The 19,288-nt window shown below is 65.5% G+C and carries 24 protein-coding genes and 1 riboswitch; of the genes, 11 read left to right on the top strand and 13 right to left on the bottom strand.

Annotated features, from left to right (window positions below; all coding sequences use genetic code 11):
* Nucleotides 1-18: 18 nt before the first annotated feature.
* From hisS to AC1RQP_RS25890, 3 genes are all read left to right on the top strand, one after another.
* Nucleotides 19-1,539, top strand: a complete 1,521-nt coding sequence (hisS, locus tag AC1RQP_RS25900; RefSeq protein WP_492939157.1) for a histidine--tRNA ligase — start codon at nt 19-21, stop codon at nt 1,537-1,539.
* A 126-nt stretch (nt 1,540-1,665) separates the two neighbouring features.
* On the top strand, nt 1,666-1,869 hold the full coding sequence (locus tag AC1RQP_RS25895; protein ID WP_008144861.1) for a tautomerase family protein: 204 nt from the start codon (nt 1,666-1,668) through the stop codon (nt 1,867-1,869).
* A gap of 111 nt (nt 1,870-1,980) precedes the next feature.
* Entirely contained in the window at nt 1,981-2,385 is a 405-nt protein-coding gene (locus AC1RQP_RS25890; protein WP_492939155.1) for a thioesterase family protein, read from the top strand.
* A 126-nt stretch (nt 2,386-2,511) separates the two neighbouring features.
* Here the strand turns inward: AC1RQP_RS25890 and proC are convergent, their stop codons facing one another.
* On the bottom strand, nt 2,512-3,336 hold the full coding sequence (gene proC / locus AC1RQP_RS25885) for a pyrroline-5-carboxylate reductase (RefSeq protein WP_492939153.1): 825 nt from the start codon (nt 3,334-3,336) through the stop codon (nt 2,512-2,514).
* Nucleotides 3,337-3,535: 199 nt separating this feature from the next.
* Nucleotides 3,536-4,036: a type III secretion system chaperone family protein gene (locus tag AC1RQP_RS25880; protein WP_028176645.1), complete on the bottom strand. Its 501-nt coding sequence runs from the start codon at nt 4,034-4,036 to the stop codon at nt 3,536-3,538.
* Between the two features lie 441 nt (nt 4,037-4,477).
* Nucleotides 4,478-4,649, top strand: a riboswitch (FMN riboswitch).
* Between the two features lie 76 nt (nt 4,650-4,725).
* Here AC1RQP_RS25880 and AC1RQP_RS25875 point away from each other — a divergent pair.
* Nucleotides 4,726-5,289, top strand: a complete 564-nt coding sequence (locus AC1RQP_RS25875) for a 6,7-dimethyl-8-ribityllumazine synthase (protein WP_492939151.1) — start codon at nt 4,726-4,728, stop codon at nt 5,287-5,289.
* Between the two features lie 133 nt (nt 5,290-5,422).
* Here the strand turns inward: AC1RQP_RS25875 and AC1RQP_RS25870 are convergent, their stop codons facing one another.
* The 5 genes from AC1RQP_RS25870 to lgt all read right to left on the bottom strand — a co-directional run bounded on the left by AC1RQP_RS25870 (nt 5,423) and on the right by lgt (nt 10,283).
* Nucleotides 5,423-6,376 carry a ribose-phosphate pyrophosphokinase gene (locus AC1RQP_RS25870; protein WP_028176647.1) on the bottom strand — a complete coding sequence of 318 codons (954 nt, stop codon included), beginning with the start codon at nt 6,374-6,376 and terminating at the stop codon, nt 5,423-5,425.
* Nucleotides 6,377-6,570: 194 nt separating this feature from the next.
* Nucleotides 6,571-7,197, bottom strand: coding sequence for a hypothetical protein (locus AC1RQP_RS25865; RefSeq protein ID WP_492939149.1), 627 nt, complete (start codon nt 7,195-7,197; stop codon nt 6,571-6,573).
* 337 nt (nt 7,198-7,534) lie between these two features.
* Entirely contained in the window at nt 7,535-8,302 is a 768-nt protein-coding gene (gene pgeF, locus AC1RQP_RS25860) for a peptidoglycan editing factor PgeF (protein WP_492939147.1), read from the bottom strand.
* Entirely contained in the window at nt 8,299-9,417 is a 1,119-nt protein-coding gene (locus AC1RQP_RS25855; protein WP_239621209.1) for a class I SAM-dependent methyltransferase, read from the bottom strand. Before AC1RQP_RS25855 ends, pgeF begins: the two co-directional genes overlap by 4 nt.
* Before the next feature lie 20 nt (nt 9,418-9,437).
* A complete protein-coding gene (gene lgt, locus AC1RQP_RS25850) occupies nt 9,438-10,283 on the bottom strand; it encodes a prolipoprotein diacylglyceryl transferase (protein WP_492939145.1) in 846 nt (281 codons plus the stop codon).
* Between the two features lie 201 nt (nt 10,284-10,484).
* Here lgt and AC1RQP_RS25845 point away from each other — a divergent pair, with 201 nt between their 5' ends.
* The 4 genes from AC1RQP_RS25845 to ychF all read left to right on the top strand — a co-directional run bounded on the left by AC1RQP_RS25845 (nt 10,485) and on the right by ychF (nt 13,644).
* Nucleotides 10,485-10,736 carry an accessory factor UbiK family protein gene (locus AC1RQP_RS25845; protein ID WP_194391531.1) on the top strand — a complete coding sequence of 84 codons (252 nt, stop codon included), beginning with the start codon at nt 10,485-10,487 and terminating at the stop codon, nt 10,734-10,736.
* 284 nt (nt 10,737-11,020) lie between these two features.
* Nucleotides 11,021-11,740 (top strand): 50S ribosomal protein L25/general stress protein Ctc, encoded by a 720-nt coding sequence (locus tag AC1RQP_RS25840; protein WP_239621214.1) that lies wholly within the window; start codon nt 11,021-11,023, stop codon nt 11,738-11,740.
* Between the two features lie 58 nt (nt 11,741-11,798).
* Nucleotides 11,799-12,404 (top strand): aminoacyl-tRNA hydrolase, encoded by a 606-nt coding sequence (gene pth / locus AC1RQP_RS25835; protein WP_319338992.1) that lies wholly within the window; start codon nt 11,799-11,801, stop codon nt 12,402-12,404.
* A gap of 142 nt (nt 12,405-12,546) precedes the next feature.
* Entirely contained in the window at nt 12,547-13,644 is a 1,098-nt protein-coding gene (gene ychF / locus AC1RQP_RS25830; protein ID WP_492939143.1) for a redox-regulated ATPase YchF, read from the top strand.
* A 144-nt stretch (nt 13,645-13,788) separates the two neighbouring features.
* Here the strand turns inward: ychF and AC1RQP_RS25825 are convergent, their stop codons facing one another.
* On the bottom strand, nt 13,789-14,085 hold the full coding sequence (locus AC1RQP_RS25825) for a DUF4282 domain-containing protein (protein ID WP_028176656.1): 297 nt from the start codon (nt 14,083-14,085) through the stop codon (nt 13,789-13,791).
* Nucleotides 14,086-14,241: 156 nt separating this feature from the next.
* On the opposite strand from AC1RQP_RS25825, the gene AC1RQP_RS25820 reads away from it, so the two are divergent.
* From AC1RQP_RS25820 to AC1RQP_RS25810, 3 genes are all read left to right on the top strand, one after another.
* Entirely contained in the window at nt 14,242-14,694 is a 453-nt protein-coding gene (locus AC1RQP_RS25820) for a MaoC family dehydratase (protein WP_492939140.1), read from the top strand.
* Nucleotides 14,694-15,176 (top strand): MaoC family dehydratase, encoded by a 483-nt coding sequence (locus AC1RQP_RS25815; RefSeq protein WP_492939138.1) that lies wholly within the window; start codon nt 14,694-14,696, stop codon nt 15,174-15,176. The genes AC1RQP_RS25820 and AC1RQP_RS25815 overlap by 1 nt, the downstream gene beginning before the upstream one ends.
* A 196-nt stretch (nt 15,177-15,372) precedes the next feature.
* On the top strand, nt 15,373-15,519 hold the full coding sequence (locus AC1RQP_RS25810; protein ID WP_492939136.1) for a hypothetical protein: 147 nt from the start codon (nt 15,373-15,375) through the stop codon (nt 15,517-15,519).
* Nucleotides 15,520-15,657: 138 nt separating this feature from the next.
* Here AC1RQP_RS25810 and AC1RQP_RS25805 read toward each other — a convergent pair whose 3' ends face one another.
* From AC1RQP_RS25805 to AC1RQP_RS25785, 5 genes are all read right to left on the bottom strand, one after another.
* Nucleotides 15,658-15,795: a hypothetical protein gene (locus AC1RQP_RS25805; RefSeq protein ID WP_239621235.1), complete on the bottom strand. Its 138-nt coding sequence runs from the start codon at nt 15,793-15,795 to the stop codon at nt 15,658-15,660.
* 283 nt (nt 15,796-16,078) lie between these two features.
* Nucleotides 16,079-16,501: a hypothetical protein gene (locus AC1RQP_RS25800; protein WP_028176660.1), complete on the bottom strand. Its 423-nt coding sequence runs from the start codon at nt 16,499-16,501 to the stop codon at nt 16,079-16,081.
* A gap of 244 nt (nt 16,502-16,745) precedes the next feature.
* Entirely contained in the window at nt 16,746-17,657 is a 912-nt protein-coding gene (locus tag AC1RQP_RS25795) for a hypothetical protein (RefSeq protein ID WP_492939133.1), read from the bottom strand.
* Between the two features lie 386 nt (nt 17,658-18,043).
* The gene (locus tag AC1RQP_RS25790; RefSeq protein ID WP_061877450.1) at nt 18,044-18,484 is read right to left on the bottom strand and encodes a nuclear transport factor 2 family protein; all 441 of its coding nucleotides are present in this window, start codon (nt 18,482-18,484) and stop codon (nt 18,044-18,046) included.
* A gap of 233 nt (nt 18,485-18,717) precedes the next feature.
* Nucleotides 18,718-19,164: a nuclear transport factor 2 family protein gene (locus AC1RQP_RS25785; RefSeq protein ID WP_492939131.1), complete on the bottom strand. Its 447-nt coding sequence runs from the start codon at nt 19,162-19,164 to the stop codon at nt 18,718-18,720.
* Between the last annotated feature and the right edge of the window lie 124 nt (nt 19,165-19,288).

The raw sequence follows: 19,288 nt of genomic DNA, 5'->3' as shown, positions 1-19,288 counted from the left end.
GGCTGGTAAACGCCGCGCATGGCCGAGAAACCCAAAAAACCCCAGAAACTGAAGGCGCGCCTGCCGCGCGGGCTCGAGGATCGCGATCCCTCAGCGATCCGGGCGACGCGCGAGATGGTCGAGAAGATCCGTGCCGTCTACGAGCTCTACGGCTTCGAGCCGGTGGAGACGCCGGCGATGGAATACACTGATGCGCTCGGCAAGTTCCTGCCCGACCAGGATCGTCCGAATGAGGGTGTGTTCTCGTTCCAGGACGACGACGAGCAGTGGATCAGCCTGCGCTACGATCTGACCGCGCCGCTCGCGCGCTACGTCGGCGAGCGCTACGGTACCGACGGCCTGGTCTTGCCGTACCGCAGCTACCGCGTCGGCTATGTCTTCCGCAACGAGAAGCCCGGCCCCGGCCGCTTCCGCCAGTTCATGCAGTTCGACGCCGATACGGTCGGCTCGGCGACGCCGGCAGCGGATGCCGAGATCTGCATGATGGCGGCCGACACGATGGAGGCGCTCGGCATTGCGCGCGGCCAGTACGTCGTGAAGGTCAACAACCGCAAGGTGCTCGACGGTGTCCTGGAAGCCATCGGGCTCGCCGGTGACGAGAACGCAGGCCGCAGGCTGACCGTGCTGCGCGCGATTGACAAGCTCGACAAGTTCTCCGCCGACGAAGTGCGCAAGCTGCTCGGACCCGGACGATGGGACGGCGGTGAAGAAGGCAAGGGCGACTTCACCAAAGGCGCCAACCTGAGCGCGGCGGAAGCTGACGTTGTTCTCGCCATCACCAAGCCGCGCGACGATTGGAAAGAGGCCATTGCTGCGGCGGAAACTTACCTTGCCAAGAGCCAAGTCGGTCAGGCCGGCGTCAGCGAACTGGAAGAGATTGCCAGGCTGGTGACGGCGTCGGGTTATGGCGCGGATCGCATCAAGATCGATCCCTCCGTCGTGCGCGGCCTCGAATATTACACCGGGCCCGTCTACGAGGTGGAGCTCCTGCTCGACACCAAGGACGAGAAGGGCCGCCCGGTGCGGTTCGGCTCGGTTGGCGGCGGCGGGCGCTACGACGGCCTCGTCTCGCGCTTCCGCGGCGAGCCGGTGCCGGCGACCGGTTTCTCGATCGGCGTGTCCAGGCTCCAGGCCGCGCTGACGCTGCTCGGCAAGCTCGACACGCGGCCCGAATTTGGCCCCGTCGTCGTCACCGTGTTCGACCGTGACCGTGTCGCCGACTACCAGAAGATGGTGGCAAGCTTGCGCACCGCCGGCATCCGCGCCGAGCTCTATCTCGGCAATCCCAAGAACATGGGCAACCAGCTGAAGTACGCTGATCGCCGCAATTCACCTTGCGTGATCATCCAGGGCTCGGATGAGAAGGCGCGCGGCGAGGTGCAGGTCAAGGACCTGATCGAGGGCGCGAAGGCAGCCGCCGCGATCGCCTCCAACCAGGAATGGCGCGAGACCCGGCCGGCGCAGTTCTCGTGCAGCGAAGCCGATCTCGTCGCCAAGGTGCGCGAGGTCCTGGCCCGCCATGACGTGAGCTGGGGTTAGCCATTCCGGCAGGTCGTCATGCCCGGGCTTGTCCCGGGCATCCACGTCTTGTTTGATGGAAAAGAACGTGGATGGCCGGGACAAGCCCGGCCATGACGACAGCAGCAGAGCAGCAGGGAGACAACGATGCCTGAGATCACCGTCAGCATGGCCGAAGGCCGCACCGACGAGCAGAAGGCCGGCATGATGCGCGACATCACCCAGGCGCTGGTGAAGAATCTCGGCGTCGATGCCGATGCCGTCGTCATCCAGATCAACGAAGCCCCGCTCCGCCACAAGATGAAGGGTGGCAAGACCTTCGTGGAGCGCGCGGCGGCGGCGAAGAAGTGACGCGTTAGCGTCATTCCGGGGCGCGCGAAACGCGAACCCGGATCTCGTGCCGCAAACTTCTGGATTCCGGGTTCGGCGCTACGCGCCGCCCCGGAATAACGAGAAAGCACCATGGACGCACGCGATTTCATCACGATCGGCATGAGCGCCGAGCGCACGCTGGTGGTCCCGGCGGAGCGCACGGTCGGGCATTTCGTGCCCGGCATGCCGTTTGTTTATGCGACCCCGATGATGATCCTGGAGATGGAGATGACGGCGGGCGATGCGATCCGCGCTGCGCTCCGGCCGGGCTGGGTCACGGTAGGGACCGAGGTCGACATCCGCCATCTGGCCGCGGCGCTGGTCGGCGCGACGGTGCGGACCACGGCGAAGGTGGTTGCGGTCGAGCGCCGCGTCATCCGCTTCGAGGTCGAGGCCTTCGAGGGCACGCGCAAGCTCGGGGAGGGCCGCCATGCGCGCGGGCTTGTGAATGTCGAGATGTTCAACAAGCGGCTAGGTGCTGGCACGGTGCCGTAGGGTGGACAAAGCGACCTGTCCGCCGAAGCTCAAGGAGCGAAGGCGGAAGCGTGCCCACCGACTTTCGCGGTTCGGTAAAGATGGTGGGCACGGCGCTTTGCGCCTTTGCCCGCTCTACGGCACCTGTTACTTCGCCAGCTCCTTCGATCGCTGCGTCGCCGCGGCGATCGCGCGGATCATGAGATCGCGCAGGCCGGGCTCGCCCATCAGCACGCCGAGGGCCGCGGCCGTGGTGCCGCCGGGCGAGGTGACGTTCTGGCGCAGCGTGGCCGAGGGAAGCTCCGACCGGTGCAGCAGTTCGCCGGAGCCGGCGACGGTCTCGCGGGCGAGCTTCGTCGCCAGCGCTTCGGGCAGGCCCGCTTCCACACCGGCGCGCGCGAGCTCCTCGGCGAGCAGGAACACATAGGCCGGCCCCGAGCCGGACACCGCGGTGACCGCGTCCATCAGGCCTTCGTCCTCGACCCATTCCACCGCGCCGGTGGCGCGCAGCAGCGCATCGGCCACGGCACGCTGGGCGGCGCTGACGTCCTGGGCTGCGACCGCAACGGTGATGCCGCGGCCGATCGCAGCCGGCGTGTTCGGCATCGCGCGCACCACGGCGCCGCCGCAGACTTCGGCAAGCGAGGCGATCGTGGTGCCCGCCATGATCGAGACCACCGAGGTCCTGTCCGAGACGAACGCCTTCAGCTTGGCGCCGGCCTCGCGGAACATCTGCGGCTTCACCGCGACGACCAGCGTCTCGACAGGGCCGGCGGTCTTCACATCGGGATTGAGCACGACGCCCTTGGCGGCAAGTGCGGAGATCTCGGGCGCAATGTGCGGATCGATCACTGCGACGCGGCGCGGATCGAGCCCGCCTGCCAGCCATCCCGCCAGCATCGCGCCACCCATCTTGCCGGCGCCGGCGAGGAGGATGGTGCCGGTGATGTCTTGGAGGGTGCTGTTCGCCATCGCTGCTGCCACAAACTCGCTGTCGTCCCTGGGAACGCAGGGACCCCCGCGCGAGCGCTTGCGCTCGTCGCATAACCACAAGCGGTTCTAGTGGATGAAGATGGTGGCAACAAGCGTTGTGCCACAACGGGCATCACGCGGTATGGGTCCCGGATCTTCGCTTCGCTCGTCCGGGACGACGCTGGAGAGAGGCGATCCCCTACGCCTCGCCCACCGTGTCGAACATTGCCGCGTCCATGGCTTGCGCTGTGGTCTTGCCCGCCCACACCACGAACTGGAACGCCGGGAAGTAGCGCTCGCAGGCGTGGATGGCGCCGGCGAGCATGGCTTCGCACTGCGCGGTCGAGGCGATGAGGCCGCCCGGCAGCACCAGGGCCTGGCGGTGCATCACCATGCCGGTGTTGGTCCACAGGTCGAAATGGCCGACCCACAGCTGCTCGTTCACCGCTGCGACGAGCCGCTGCACCTCGCTCCGCCGCGGCAATGGAATCTTCATGTCGAAGGCGCAGGCCAGATGCAGCGCCTCGATCTCGCCCATCCAGGTGAAGGAGAGCTGGTAGTCGGTCCATTGTCCCTTGGAGACAATCGTGAGTTCGTCTTCGCCGGAGCGTTCGAACGGCCAGTTGTTGCTGGCAGCGATGTCCTCGACCACCGCGAGCGGATGGCTTCTGGAATCGATGGTGCCTTCGAGCAGGGACATGCCGTCTCGACCTCTTGCCTTCTTGTTGTCTTTGATACGCACGCGGTTGGGCCCGGCGCGCGCTCCCTAAACGTCGCTGCGGCGATCCCTGGGGTCGCTCTCGCGAGCCCCTCGGATCAGCGCGGGCCTGTCGCGGATCAAGTGATGTGATTTGCGGAATCTGCGCAACGGGGTCGCGAGTCCGTCCACAAGCCAGGACTCGTTCGTCCACAGCTCATCTCCGCCACAATTCTTAACGTTGGAGGTCCCAATTCCGGATCGAGGAGAACAAACCGGAATCAGATTCCCTGGGAGCGCCGTCAATCGTGAGTTCCGGCGCGGGCCGGCGCCAGGAGGACCTCGACCCCGGCATGGGACCATGCGCTTTGCCCATGCCGAACGCGCTTGCCGCGACTGCGCGAGGGCGGCATATTTCCGGTCAGGCCGTTCATCCCGGACGGCCGATGTTCTCAGGGCGGGGTGAAAGTCCCCACCGGCGGTAAGGGCCGACAGGCCTAAGCCCGCGAGCGCCTTCCCCCAGGTTTCCTGAAAAGGATCTTGCCGAAGGGAAGGGTCAGCAGATTCGGTGCAACTCCGAAGCCGACGGTTAAAGTCCGGATGAAAGAGAACGGTCGGTGGCAGACGCATCGCAAGGTGCGGCTGCTTGTCGTTCCGTGTGCCCTGATTCTGGTCCTTAACTGAGGAAAGCCATGAATCAGATGTTGCAAGATCCCCAAAACGAAACGTCCCAGACGACCCAGCCGCCGGTTCCTGTGGACCCGCCGGCAATCGAGCATCCGCGTTTTGCCAAGCCGCAGCGGGTGGCCTTCGTGCAGGCCTGCTGGCACCGCGACGTGGTCGAGGAGGCCCGCATCGCGTTCATCAAGGAGGCCGAGGCGCGTCACCTCACCCATGTCGACGTGTTCGAGGTGCCGGGTTCGTTCGAGATCCCGCTGCACGCGCAGGTCCTCGCCAAGACGCGGCGCTACACCGCGATCGTCGCCGCCGGCCTCGTCGTCGACGGCGGCATCTACCGGCACGAATTCGTCGCCGACACCGTGATCAAGGCGCTGATGGACGTGCAGCTCCGCACCGAGGTGCCGGTGTTCTCGGCCGTGTTGACGCCGCAGCAATTCCACGAGACCGAAGTGCACTACGACTTCTTCCGCAAGCATTTTGCCATCAAGGGCGTGGAGGTCGCGGCAGCCTGTGCGGAGACGTTGCACGGCCTGGAGCGTCTGCGCGGCCAGGTCGCGGCGGGGATCGTGGGATAGGCGCGCTGCCGTAGGGTGGGCAAAGCGCAAGCGTGCCCACCACCTTCACGACAAAAAGAAAAGGTGGGCACGGCGCTTTGCGCCTTTGCCCACCCTAAGAGACCTTCTGAAGCGCCGGCGCGGAATGACGGTGTCAGTCGAACAGGCTCGACACCGACTCTTCCGCGGCGGTGCGTGCGATCGCGTCCGAGATCAGGCTGGCGATCGGCAGCGTGCGGATGTTCGGCGCCTTGCTCACCGCCTCGGTTGGCAGGATCGAGTCGGTAATCACGAGCTCCTTCAGCCTGGAGTTCGTGATGCGGGCGGCCGCGCCTCCGGAGAGCACGCCATGGGTGATGTAGGCGTAGACGTCTTTGGCGCCCTTGGCGATCAGCGCGTCGGCCGCGTTCACCAGCGTGCCGCCGGAGTCGACGATGTCGTCGACCAGGATGCAGCTGTAGCCGGAGACGTCGCCGATCACGTTCATGACCTCGGACTCGCCGGGACGCTCGCGGCGCTTGTCGACGATCGCGAGCGGGGTGTTGATGCGCTTGGCGAGGCCGCGGGCGCGGGCCACGCCGCCGACGTCGGGCGAGACCACCATCACCTTGCCGAGGTCGAAACGTTCGCGGATGTCGCGCACCATCAGGGGGGCAGCGAACAGATTGTCGGTCGGGATGTCGAAGAAGCCCTGGATCTGGCCGGCATGCAGGTCGAGCGTCATGACGCGGTCGACGCCGGCATGGGTGATCAGATTGGCGACGAGCTTGGCCGAGATCGGCGTGCGCGAGCCGGAGCGGCGGTCCTGCCTGGCATAGCCGAAATAGGGGATCACTGCGGTGATGCGGCGCGCCGAGGAGCGGCGCAACGCGTCGGTGATGATCAGCAGCTCCATCAGATTGTCGTTCGCCGGAAACGAGGTCGACTGAATGATGAAGGCATCCGAACCGCGGATGTTCTCCTGGACCTCGACGAAGATCTCCATGTCGGCGAAGCGCCGCACCACCGCCTTGGTCAGCGGCATGTGGAGCCCTTGCGCGATGGCCTGTGCGAGAGCCGGATTGGAGTTGCCGGCGACGAGCTTGATGGAGCCGTTCTTGCCCGACATGGACGCTTCCTCCCGCGCTTTGCTGGATACGACGTTCAACATCAGAAAATACCCACTGGAAGCACGGTTACGACGGGCGAGGAAATATCAGGCCGGAGGCCGCAATGGCAACCCGGGATGCTACGTTTTCCCTTTGAAAATCCAGAGTCGGGTCAACGGCTTGGCCGCGACTTGAGGCCGTGGTTTAGCGGAGGTTATTGCTCGGTATAGCCGAGGGCCGAGGCTGGCATGTCCGACCGCGGAGCGTCCCTGATGACGCTCGCCACCGCCGGTCCGCGCAAAGCCGGAGCCGCGCCCGGTGCATCCGGCGCTCCGTTGATCATGTTGGAAAGTCCGCTGAATCCGGCCTGGGCGATCTTCCGCAACACGAGGTCGTCGGCGGCCGCCCAAGCATCACGTGTCGCGTCGCGGCCGCCCTTGGCCGAGGTCGGTTCCTCGCCGGAGAGGCGCAGCGCCCGCTGCTGGTTGGCGTCGTAGACGTCCCAGACCCAGGCGATCACCGTCTTGCCGCGCACCACCTGGGCGGAGAGGTAGCTGCGCACGCGGTAGGCGGCCGTGCCCTCGCGGGAGACCACGGACAGGCTGCGCAGCTTGGACTCGCTGTCGAGCACCCCGACCATGCGGTCGAACACCTGCGGCGGCGGTCCGTCGATGGATTCGAACGCCACCGTGGCGCCGCTGCCACCGCTCGGCGCCATCGCATAGGAATTGCCCGGCGCGTTGCCGCCGGCACAGCCGCCAAGCGCAGTCGCAGCCGCCAGCAGCATGATCGCCAGCACGCGCGACCCCGCGCGGCGCAGAAAAGATGACGCTTCCCTCATTCTGGAGGGCAGCGATATCGTTAAAATCGATTAACGTCTAGGGCGGCAGCGCCACAAGCTGCTGTGTTACGTTCCGGGTATCGCCCCGGAATGACACGGGGTTGCCGTTGTGTTCACGCGTCCAGCGTTCAGCCTTCAAAGCGATGGTCGGGAAAACGGTGCGTGTCCCGGACGCGCTGGGGCACCATAAGCGCGTTCACGCGCGTCTTCGCCGCGCTATGGTGCCGCTGCGCTGAGCCGGGACCCAGATCGCCGCCGAGATCGAGATCGCAGAGGCATGGGCCCCGGCTCAGCGGCGCATCACTTGCGTGCTGCGCCGCGCCCGGGGCACGAGATCTCACCCTTCCAGCGCGATGGCGTGAACGTGCCGGCCGTAGTCGGGCTCCTTGCGATGCACCGAGCGGCGATAGCTGAAGAAGCGTTCGTCGGCATAGGTGTCGAGGCCGAGATCGTCGATCATCAGGATGCCCGCCATGTCCAGCCGCTTGCGGATGAAGCCGGCGAGATCGAACATCGCGTGGCCCTCGCGCACGGACGGGATGAAGAACATCGCGTTCTCGGCGTCAGCCTCGATGAAGCGCGTCACGAACTCGTTGCCGACCTCGTAGCTCTCCTGCCGGATCAGGGGGCCGATCGCGGCGATGATGCCGCCGCGCGTTGCGCCGAGTTCCTCCATTGCCGAGATCGTCGCTTCCAGCACGCCGGTGAGTGCGCCCTTCCAGCCGGCATGCGCGCCGCCGATCACGCGCGCATTGGGATCGACGAACAGCACCGGGCCGCAATCGGCAGTGGAGACGCCGAGCGCGATGCCTGGCGTCCTGGTCACCAGCGCGTCGCCCCTGGGCCGCGGCCCGTTCGGCCACGGCGCATCAGCCACGAGCACGTCGGGCGAATGGATCTGGTGCAGGCTGAGGAAGCGCTCGGGCGCGACGCCGACATGCTCGGCCATGCGGCGGCGGTTCTCGGCGACGAGGGCCTGGTCGTCATGGGAGCCGAGCCCGCCGTTCAGCGCGGAATAGATGCCGCCGGAGACGCCGCCTTCGCGGGTGAAGAAGGCATGACGCAGGCCGGGCACGGCGGACAGCAGCGACGAAGCAAGCGTCATGAGGTCTCTCCGGCCTGTTCGAAATCGCTGAGGCCGGCAAGGCCCGTCAGCCGCGGCTCGGAGATGCCGAGCACCTTGAACATCGAGCCCATGCCGCCGCGCCCGGTATCGGTCAGGCGCTTGAGCGCGACCGAAATGTCGGTGGCGACTTCGGGTGTCGCCTTCTGCATCAAGGCGGCGGCGCGGGTGTCGATGCCGATGCGCTTGAGGAAGTCGCCTTGCGTCACCGGGCCGTGCACGCGGGCGCCGACATCCTCGGCCGCGCGCGCCAGCGCCTGGAAGTCGACATGTGCGGTGACGTCGGCCTGGCCCGGGGCTTTCAAGGGATCGGCGAAGCTGTGGCGCACGATGGCCTGGAAGGTGTCGCCGGCATCGCTGCGCAGATGGCCGTAGTCGATGATCAGCGCCGCGCCGTCCTGGTCGCGCACGCGCGTGGCGAGCTTCATGATCTCGCCGTCGGGCCGCCACTCGAAGACCGCCCCGATGGGCGCCGCGCGCACCAGAGGCGGCAGCAGCACCTCGAAGCGCGGTGTCGGCTCCGGCGCCGCGCCGAACTGAAGCTTGCCGTTGGGGTCGATCTCGATCACACGCTCGTGCCAGCCGTTCTCGAGCCTGACCATCTGGCGGATCGGCAGCACGTCGAAATATTCATTGGCGAGGATGATGCTGGGGCCGTCCGGTACGTCGTCGATGCTGTCGTGCCAGGCGATGTTGCGCACGTTCGCCAGCGTCGCACTCTGCCGTTCGCGCAGGACGGGATTGACCTCGACCAGGTGGATGTTGAGCGCCTGGTAGAGCGGCGGCAGCACGCGCAATGCGCGTAGCGCATCCGCCATCATGGTGCCGCGGCCGGGGCCGAGCTCGATCAGTCGCAAGAATTGCGGCGAGCCCATGTGCTTCCAGACCGAGGCGGTCCACAGTCCCAGGAGCTCGCCGAACATCTGGCTGATCTCGGGGGCGGTGGTGAAGTCGCCCTCGCGCCCGAGCGGATCGCGCGAGACGTAATAGCCGTAGCGCGGATGCATCAGGCACAATTCCATGTACCGCCAGACCGGCATCGGGCCTGAGGATTTGATCAGCGCCTTGATCTCGTTGAGGAGCGGCGAGTCGGTCACGGCTGTCTTCTCGAAATGAACTAACGAATGGCCTGGAGGGGCTTTGGCGCCCCCCGCCTGACAGCCCATACAATAAGTAACGCGCCGACGATAAGCATCGGGATCGACAACAGCATGCCCATGGTTAACCCACCCCAGAGGAAACCGAGCTGCGCGTCCGGCTCGCGGAAATGCTCGCCGGCGATCCGGGTCAGGCCGTAGATCAGGATGAAGGCGCCGAGGATCATGCCGGGGCGCTTCAGCGCGCCGAAGCGGATCATGATCGCGAGCACCGTGAACAGCAGGATGCCTTCCATGCCCGCTTCGTAAAGCTGGCTCGGATGGCGCGGCAGCTGCGTCGGATCGTTGGGGAAGACCATCGCCCAGGGCAGGCTCGCGTCCGTGGCGCGGCCCCACAATTCGCCGTTGATGAAGTTGGCGATTCGTCCGAGCAGCAGCCCGACCGGGGCGACGGCGGTGGTGATGTCGCCGAGCGACAGGATCGAGATGCGGTTGCGATAGGCGAACCACATCACCGCGACGACGCAGCCGAGGAAGCCGCCATGGAACGACATGCCGCCTTCCCACAATTTGAAGATCGCGGCGGGATGATCGATGAAGAAGGGCAGATTGTAGAACAGGACGTAGCCGGTGCGGCCGCCGAGGATGATGCCGAGCGTGACCCACAGGATGAAGTCGTCGATCTGAACCAGCGAGATCGGCGCCGGTCCGCCCCACAGGCGCTGGTTCTTCAGGAGCGAGCGCGCATAGAGCCAGCCGAACACGATGCCGCAGATATAGGCCAGCGCATACCAGCGGATCGCGAACGGACCGATCTCGATCGCGATCGGCTTGAAGGCGGGAAAGTCGATCAGCAGAAAGGGCATCGCGCCTTCTATGTCTGGACGAGATTGCGGCGACGGAGCACCAGCAGCGGACGCCGCGTGATTCTTCTTATGCAGGCACGTTGAATACGATTGCAAGGAAACCGGTTCATGACAAGGATACCCGCGATCGGCCCTTGAACCGTTCGATGCGGATTGCCATTGTCTTTTCGAGAGTTCGCGCAAAGTTTATCGGAGGCCGAGATGACCCAGACCAGCAACCGGTTGTTCGACGAGATCGGCCGCCTGATGAACGACGCCGCCGGTGCCGCCCAGGGCGTCAAGCGCGAGTTCGACACCGTGATGCGCACCCAGGCGGAAAAATTCCTGCGCGACATGGACCTCGTCAAGCGCGAGGAGTTCGAGGCGGTCAAGGACATGGCGCGCCTCGCGCGCGAGGAGAACGAGGCGCTGAAGGCCCGCATCGCAGCGCTGGAGGCCAAGCTCGGCGGGTAGGTTTCCCTCGGCGTCATTCCGAGGCGATGCGGCAGCATCGAGCCCGGAATCCCGAGATTCTCAGGTGCGCAATTGGCCACCCTAGTTCGGTCGCTGGTGCGACCGCCCCGGAATGACGGCAGCCGGTACCTCTTCCCGCCAGCCCATTCTCCTTGTCATTTCCGCATCTTCCGGGTAAAAGCCCGCCACGTTCGCGGCCCCCGCACCCCTGGAGGCTTGCTGCGGATGATGCCATGGGCCGCGTTGCGGCCCATTAACTTTTGCAAAAACAAGGACTTAACGATATGGCGACGACCGTCAAGGAATTGAAGGCGACCGCACGTCCGAAGAGCGGCAAGGGGGCCGCCCGGGCTGAGCGTCGCGCCGGCAGAGTGCCCGGAGTGATCTACGGCAACAACCAGCCCCCGCTGACGATCTCGATCGAAGATCGTGAACTGCGCCAGCGCATCCTCGCCGGCCGGTTCCTGACCACGCTGGTGGACATCGACCTCGAGGGCAAGAAGCACCGCGTGATTCCGCGCGACTACCACCTCGATCCGGTCAAGGACTTCCCGATCCATGTCGATTTCATGCGGCTCGGCGAAGGCGCCACCATCCGCATCAGCGTTCCCCTGCACGTGGTGAAGGCTGAAACCTCCCCGGGCGTGAAGCGCGGCGGCACCGTCAACATCGTCGCCCACGCGATCGAACTCGAATGCGGCGTCGAGAGCATTCCGCAATACATCGAGGCCGATGTCGGCTCGCTCGAAATCGGTCACTCGCTGCATCTGTCGGACGTCAAGCTGCCGGCCGGCGTGAAGGCGCTGACCCGCGAGGACGCGACTCTCGTCACCATCGTGCCGCCGTCCGGCTACGCCGAAGAGCAGAAGGCCGCGGCTGCGGCGGCTGCCGGTGGCGCGGCTCCGGGCGCTGCGGCGGCTCCGGCGGCTGGTGCGGCTGCTCCGGCTGCTGCTGCTCCGGCGGCGGCTGCCAAGGCTCCCGCCGGCGGCGACAAGAAGAAGTAATCTCTCAAAGCTGGCGCGCGGTCCTTGATCGCGCGCCGAGCGAGGGGCGCGCCGCGTCATGCGACTCTTTGTTGGGCTCGGCAATCCCGGCGCGAAATACGCACGTAACCGGCACAATATCGGCTTCATGGCCGTCGACGAGATCGCGCGGCGTCATGGTTTCGCACCATGGCGCCGCCGCTTTCAGGGCGAGACCTCGGAAGGCACGCTCGGGTCTGAGCGCGTGATCCTGCTCAAGCCCACGACCTACATGAACGAGTCCGGCCGCAGCGTTCAGGAGGCGGCAGGCTTCTTCAAGATCGCCGAAGGCGACGTCACCGTGTTCCATGACGAGCTCGAGCTGCCGCCGGGCAAGGTTCGGGTGAAGATCGGCGGCGGCATCGCCGGCCACAACGGCCTGCGCTCGATCTCGGCGCATATCGGCAACGACTATCGCCGGGTGCGGCTCGGCATCGGTCATCCCGGCGTCAAGGAACTGGTGCACGGCCACGTGCTGTCGGACTTCGCCAAGGCCGACAACGAATGGGTGGCGACGCTCTGCGACGCCGTCGCCGAGCACGCCGCGCTGCTTGCCAAGGGCACGGATGCGACCTTCGCCAACAGGGTGCATCTCGCCATGCAGGCGAAGGGATTTTTGACCAAGGACGACAACGGCAAGGAATAGGGTCGCCGTTTTCTCCGTCATGCCCGGACAGAAGCGCGTCTTCGCGCTAGATGTTCCGGGCATCCACGTTCTTCGTTCCGCGCGTCAAGGCGTGGATGGCCGGGACGAAGCCCGGCCATGACGAATACGGATAGAGGATACCATGGGATTCAAATGCGGGATCGTCGGATTGCCCAATGTCGGCAAGTCGACCTTGTTCAATGCGCTGACCGAGACGGCCGCGGCGCAGGCCGCGAACTATCCGTTCTGCACCATCGAGCCGAATGTGGGCGAGGTCGCCGTGCCCGATCCGCGGCTGGAGAAGCTCGCCGTCATCGCCAAGTCCGGCCAGATCATTCCGACGCGGCTGACCTTCGTCGACATCGCGGGCCTCGTGCGCGGCGCCTCCAAGGGCGAAGGCCTCGGCAACCAGTTCCTCGCCAATATCCGCGAGGTCGATGCCATCGCGCATGTGGTGCGCTGCTTTGAAGATTCCGACATCACCCATGTCGAGGGCAAGATCGCCCCGCTCGCCGACATCGAGACCATCGAGACCGAGCTGATGCTCGCCGATCTCGACAGCCTCGAGAAGCGCGTCGACAATCTCACCAAGAAGGCCAAGGGCAACGACAAGGACGCCAAGGAGCAGCTCGATCTCGTCAACCGCACCCTGGTGCTGCTGCGCGAGGGCAAGCCCGCGCGCCTCGTCGAGCGCAAGCCCGAGGAGGAGCGCGCCTTCTCCATGCTCGGCCTGCTGTCGTCCAAGCCCGTGCTCTATGTCTGCAACGTCGAGGAAGGCTCGGCCGCGACCGGCAATTCGTTCTCGAAGGCCGTGCAGGAGCAGGCCGCCAAGGAAGGCGCGGTTGCCGTCGTCATCTCGGCGAAAATCGAATCCGAGATCGCCACCATTTCCCGCGAGGAGCGGGCGGAGTTCCTGGAGACGCTGGGGCTGGAGGAAGCCGGCCTCGACCGCCTGATCCGCGCCGGCTACACGCTGCTCGACCTCATCACCTACTTCACCATCGGCCCGAAGGAAGCGCGCGCCTGGACCATCCATCGCGGCACCAAGGCGCCGGCCGCGGCCGGCGTGATCCATACCGACTTCGAGAAGGGTTTCATCCGTGCCGAGACCATCGCGTATGAGGACTACGTCGCGTTCGGCGGCGAAGCCGGCGCGCGCGATGCCGGCAAGCTCCGCCTCGAAGGCAAGGAATACGTCGTCGCCGACGGCGACGTGATGCATTTCAGGTTCAATACGTAAGCTTGGATCTCGTGCCCCGGACGCAGCGCAGCGCGCTTGCGGTGCGCTGCAGAGCCGGGGCCCAGGAGTCCCAAATGCGGAGGCATGGGTCCCGGCTCTGCGTCGCGTCATTTCATGCCGCGCCGCGTCCGGGACACGAGAAGCTCACCGTATCCCGCCGCCCTGGTCGCGGATCGCGCCGAGATGCTCGTTGATGCGGAAGACGATCAGGATCAGCTCCGCGACGATGCGCGAGAACACGATGCCGACCACGACGCTGGCGATCGAGGACAGCAGCACCAGGAAGCCGCCGAACGGGCTGATCGCCATCGCAGCCAGGCCAGAGAAGATGCCGGAGAGGCCGAACAGGCAGATCAGCGCGATCACCAGCCAGTAGAAGGTCTTGATGATCGTCGGCGTGATGAAGCGGTCCCATTGAAACAGGTCGCTGAATGAAAACATCGCTCTCCCCAGGGGCAAATCAGGCCTCGGCCGTCGGTAGATCCGACTCAGGACCAACGCCGACACCCCATATGTAGCACGAGCCATGCGGGCCGGCGGGTTGAGATTGCCGCAAAGTGCGGCCACAATCTGTCATTTCCGCCAACCAATCCCAAGATGACCCTGACCTTCGAAGATTTCCCGCCCGGCCGGTTCGGAACGTTCGGCCCGCGCCATGTCACCCGCGACGAGATATTGGCCTTTGCCGCCGAGTTCGATCCGCAGCCGATGCACCTCGACGAGGAGGCGGCGGCGAAAAGCATGCTGCGCGGCCTGTCCGGCTCGGGCTGGCACCTGTGCTCGCTGATGATGCGGATGATGGCCGACGGCTTCATCACCCGCGCCGCATCGCTCGGCTCGCCCGGCGTGGATGAGGTGCGCTGGCTGTCGCCACTTCGACCCGGCGACGATCTCATGCTCGACGTCGACGTCGTGGAGGCGCGCACCTCGAAGAGCCGACCGGAGCTCGGCATCGTCAAGTTCAAATGCACCGTGCGCAACGCGGCAGGGCAGGCCCTCGCCGAGATGACCTCGCCGATCCTGATCAAGCGGCGCGAGGGAGCGGTCTGATGCGGTTCTTCGACGACATCGCGATCGGTCAGCGCCGCGAGATCGGCAACTATACGTTCACGGCCGAGGCCATCAAGACATTCGCCGCAAAGTTCGATCCGCAGCGTTTTCACCTCGACGAGGAGGAAGGCAAGAACTCGCTGTTCGGCGGGCTCGCCGCCTCCGGCTGGCATGTCGGCTCGGCCTGCATGAGCCTGCTTGTCGCCGACGGCCGGCGTCTGGCGCGGGAAGCCGCAGCGCGCGGCGAGGAGGTCGCGGTGTGGGGCCCGTCGCCGGGCTTTCGCGACCTGCGCTGGATCAGGCCCGTGCTCGCCGGCGACACCGTCGCTTTCGTCAACGTCGTCGTCGACAAGCGCACCTCCGCCTCGCGCCCCGGCTGGGGCATTCTGACGGCCCGGACCACCGGCACCAACCAGCGCGGCGAGGAAGTCTATTCCATCACCGCCAGCGCGTTCGTGCCGACGCGTGCGTACAGCGCTTAGACTCGTTCCAGAATGAACGTGCAAATGAGTGCGCGAGTGTTGCCCGCGCGCTATGGACGCGATTCCGGGCGGCTGCCATAAGCCTGCGCAACATGGTTACCGCGAGCAGTTTGGCGGAACCAGTGAGTTGCTAACTAATTATGAACCTGTCGCTGTCTATTTGAAACGAATTGGCAGAGGACAGGGGACGAGGACCATGGCAGACCGCGGCGCACTCAAATTCGTTGGATTCATCTTCGCGACCGCGACGCTCGCCGTGATGCTGGTCGCCGGCATGGTGGTGAAGGGCTATGCCGATGGCGGCTACACCCTCGACGCCTCGACCGTGGAGGCCGCCCAATAAGGGGTCGCTGATTTCTGAAGCATGATCCGGAAAAGCGCGCAGCGGTTTCAGGAACGATCTGCCTAAACGACAATCCGGACCGCGATGACGCTTCATCCGAATCGCATCGCGCTTTAGGGGGCGACGTCCGGCCCTCTGTCAGCGGCTGTAGACGAACGCCAGCACCGCGATCGCAACCGCCAGCAATCCGACAAAGCGCAGCATGATCGTGCCGAGCTGATTCGGCGCGGGCTGCAGCGATATAGGGTCCGTGTTGTCGGGCCGAATGCTTTCCATGACGTGTCCCCAGGGCTCGGCCAAAACGGCCACGAGCGCTTGGCGTTTGTCGCGGGGACGGGGCGGAGGGTTCAAAGCCTCGGTTGTCATGCCCCCCCGCGAAGGCGCGGCATCCACTACGCCGAGGCCTCTTCGTATCCTCGCACTGTCTCGGCGTACCGATCGCCCGCCTCGGTGGGCGATGACACCCCTGGTGCAGGGCGTGCGTGCCCCGGTCACATCCAGAATCAAAACCGCCGCGCCCCTTCCGGAACGCGGCGGCCGGTGATGCGGTGCTTTGCGATCAGCTGTTGCGCAGGCCGTCGGCGGCGCGCTTCCACTGCGCGACGTTGTCGGCGATCATGCGGGTCGACTTCATCGCGGCCTGGCTGAGCTGGGCGTAGCCCGAGATCTCGCGCTGGACGCGCTGGCCTTCGGCGTGGAGCAGGTCGCGCAGGCTCTCGAGTTCGGAGATCAGGTTCTCGATCTCGGCGAGCGACGTGCCGGCGACGCGCTGGATCAGCGAGTTGACGTTGTTGACGGTGGCTTCCGCGCTCGGGTCGAGCGGCGGCGCGTCGGTCGTGGTCGCGGCCGGACGGCGCAGATAGGCGATGTCGTTGCGGACGAAATCGCGGATGCCGGCTTCGACCTCGGTCACGGCGGCGAGGTTGGTGTCGACCGTTTCGGTCTCGGTGGCTTCGATCTTTTCGGGACGGGTGGCGTTCATCGTTGTTCCCCTGTTCGCGTTGAGCGCAGCGCGAGTGTCCCCCGCACGACGACGTCTGTGAGGCTGCCCCATCAAGGCGTCCGAATTTGGCCGCAAATGGGCCGAGATGCGGCAAGGGGGGACGATTCAGGGGTTTTGCCGTGGCGCATGGTTAGGAGAGTATGAACGCCGTTGCGGCGACGCGAAGCTCTAGCCAGGTCGGCGGTCTGCTCCCGCGCCCCGCTTGCGGGGAGAGGCGATAGAGTCACCAGCTCTTCTTGAACCCTGCCGTCACGCTCTTGTTGATCGCGCCTTGCGAGGTCTCGCCGACCGAGCCGGAGACGGTGACGTTGTCGAACAGCTTCTGCTCGGCGCCGATTCTGCGCAGCCATTTGTCGTCGGTGGTCGACAGCGTCTGGCCGGCGGTGATGCTGGTGCCGGTGTCGGTGAGGGTGACCTTGGCGGTCTGGTCGGTCTCGTAATTGCGCGTGACGTGTCCGCCGATGCCGGGGACTGCGGTGGTGCCCTGCTGGTTGACGCTGTAGCCGTTCTGCAGCGTCAGCGACGTGTCGCCCGACAGCGGCACCGACTTGGTCAGCGATGCCCCGATCTTGCTGTGCTCGGCGCCGGGATCGACCCGGGCTTCCACGGCGGTCTTGTCCCAGAGCGAGCCCGCGCCCGGCGCGGTCGCCGCCGCCCAGGCGCTGCCGGAGGATTGCGGCAGGCTGCCGCCATTGGTGGCCTTCTGCGCCAGCAGCTCGGACATCGTCCGCGGCTCGCTCGTCACCGTCATGTCGGCGCCGATCCGCGTATCCCAGAACGAGAACACGGACTGCTTCACGGTCACTGCCGAGGAGCCGTTTGCGTTGGGGTTCGAGGACCAGTCCAGGCCGTCCCTGGCTGCGGCCTGGGCGCGCTTCTTGGCAGCCATGGGGTCGATACCGGTCCCGGCATCGACCGCGAGCTGGCTCCAGTCGAGCTTGTCGACGTCGATGCCCTTGAGCACATCGGGGTCGTTGACGTCGGGGGTCTCGGCGGCCTCGGTCTCGGCCTCCTCGTCGGGCACTGCTGCGACCGGTGGAATGATCTGCGCCTGTAACGTCAGCACCGAGCCCAGAATGAATGCGGCCGCCAGCACCGGCAGCCTGGTCCAGCCAAACCCTGTCGAGAATTCCATCGTCCTGCCCGCGAACCCCAGCGCATGCCTGCCGATAATATACATCGGCGTTCAGCCATGCGCCATTCCGCTCACGGGATGCTGATCCATCGTTGCGGAATTGTTGCGGTTCTCCAGGGGACGCGAACCAACGGGGGACGCGAACCAACGGGCCGCGCGAACCGCGCGCGCCCGACGACGAGCTTTTGATGCGACGGCATCCGGCGGGGCTGGAGGCCAGGACGTCGCGGTAGCCTTGTCGTCGGTCCCGACAAGCGGGGCCCGTTGGCGTCCCCCCTAAAGCGCGATGATCATCATCGCGCTTTAGGTTGTTGTTTGCGCATGATCTTTTCGGAAAACCGCTTCGCACTTTGCGCTAACGCGGCCCTTCGGGTCCGGATCATGCGTTAGCCGACGCTGGTCATCTTCGGCAGGTGAATGGCGCGGCCGAGTGCCTGCTCGACCAGATCGAAGGTGTCGATCAGCACGCGCATGCTGACGAGCTTGCCCGCCCTGAACTGGGCGAACTGCGCCACGCGCAAGCTGATCGGCTTGTTGGAATCCAGTGCGGTCAGTGAATAGCGCAGCATCGAGGCGGCGGAATCGACGCCGAGCATGATGCTCTCGCGGTCGAAGCGGCGAACGTGGAAATTGTCGGCGAGCTGGCGGATGACGTCGAGCACGGCCTCCTTGCCCTGGCGCGCGCCGAGGAACGGAAACATGTCGATCGGGCCGTAGAGCGCCCACTCGACGTCCTCGTCGATGAGCGCTTCGATGTCCTCGAAATGCCGGTCGTTGATCGCGCGGTGCAACGCGCGCGAGAAACGCCAGAGGCTGTGCTCTGTCATTTTGGGCAGTCCTGAAGCTGGCTTGCGAAAGAAACGGAAAACAACCCCATGCACGGTCTGGTGCCGGGGCTCAACTCGTTTGTATACAAATAAAATAATCCGTTTCGGCCAAAACGCAATTCACATTTTTGCAATGCACCATTGAACGGAATTTGTAAGATTTACAACAGAACCCCGTAATCTTCCGGGTCTGTACGCAAGCCCGATGCGGGTTCCAGGCGAGGGGAGAAGCGTCAATCCCCCCGCGCCCCCGTGATCAGCGGCCCGATCTCCCGCTCCAGCACCTGCTGCACCAGGTCGTAGGAATCGATGATTTCGCGGATCTCCGCCACCAGCCCGCCGCGGAAGGTGTAGAACACCGCCATGTCGAACTGCACGATGCGGTCGTTGCTGCGCTTCCTGTAATAGGCGTGCATGTAGGTCGCGACCGCCTCGCCTTCGGCGAGGATGTGCGGCGCCTTGTAGCGGATTTCCGAATAGCGCGCCCAGACCGTCTGCCAGAGCTCGCGCAGCTCGGCCTTGCCGTGGCGCGGCGCCATGTGCGGCAGCACGTCGACCGGCGCGTGGGTGAGGAAGTCGACGTCGTCGGTGCAGCAGGACAGCGCCGTCTCGATATCGCCGCGCGCGAAGGCCTCGAGCAGATGCACGATGCGTTGGCGATTCAGCTTCTCGACCGTCATCCTGCCCGTCCTCCTCTGGCCCGTGGCGTCGTGCAGCGCCAACGCATGGTGTCGCGCACCGACAATCCGCAAAGTCACAGGGACGTTGCAGACATTATGACGCGCGAGCGCCATGCCTGGTTCA

It is taken from the genome of Bradyrhizobium sp. GW821-FHT13H06, from assembly GCF_058803975.1.
This window is presented reverse-complemented; position numbering and strand designations above follow the sequence as displayed.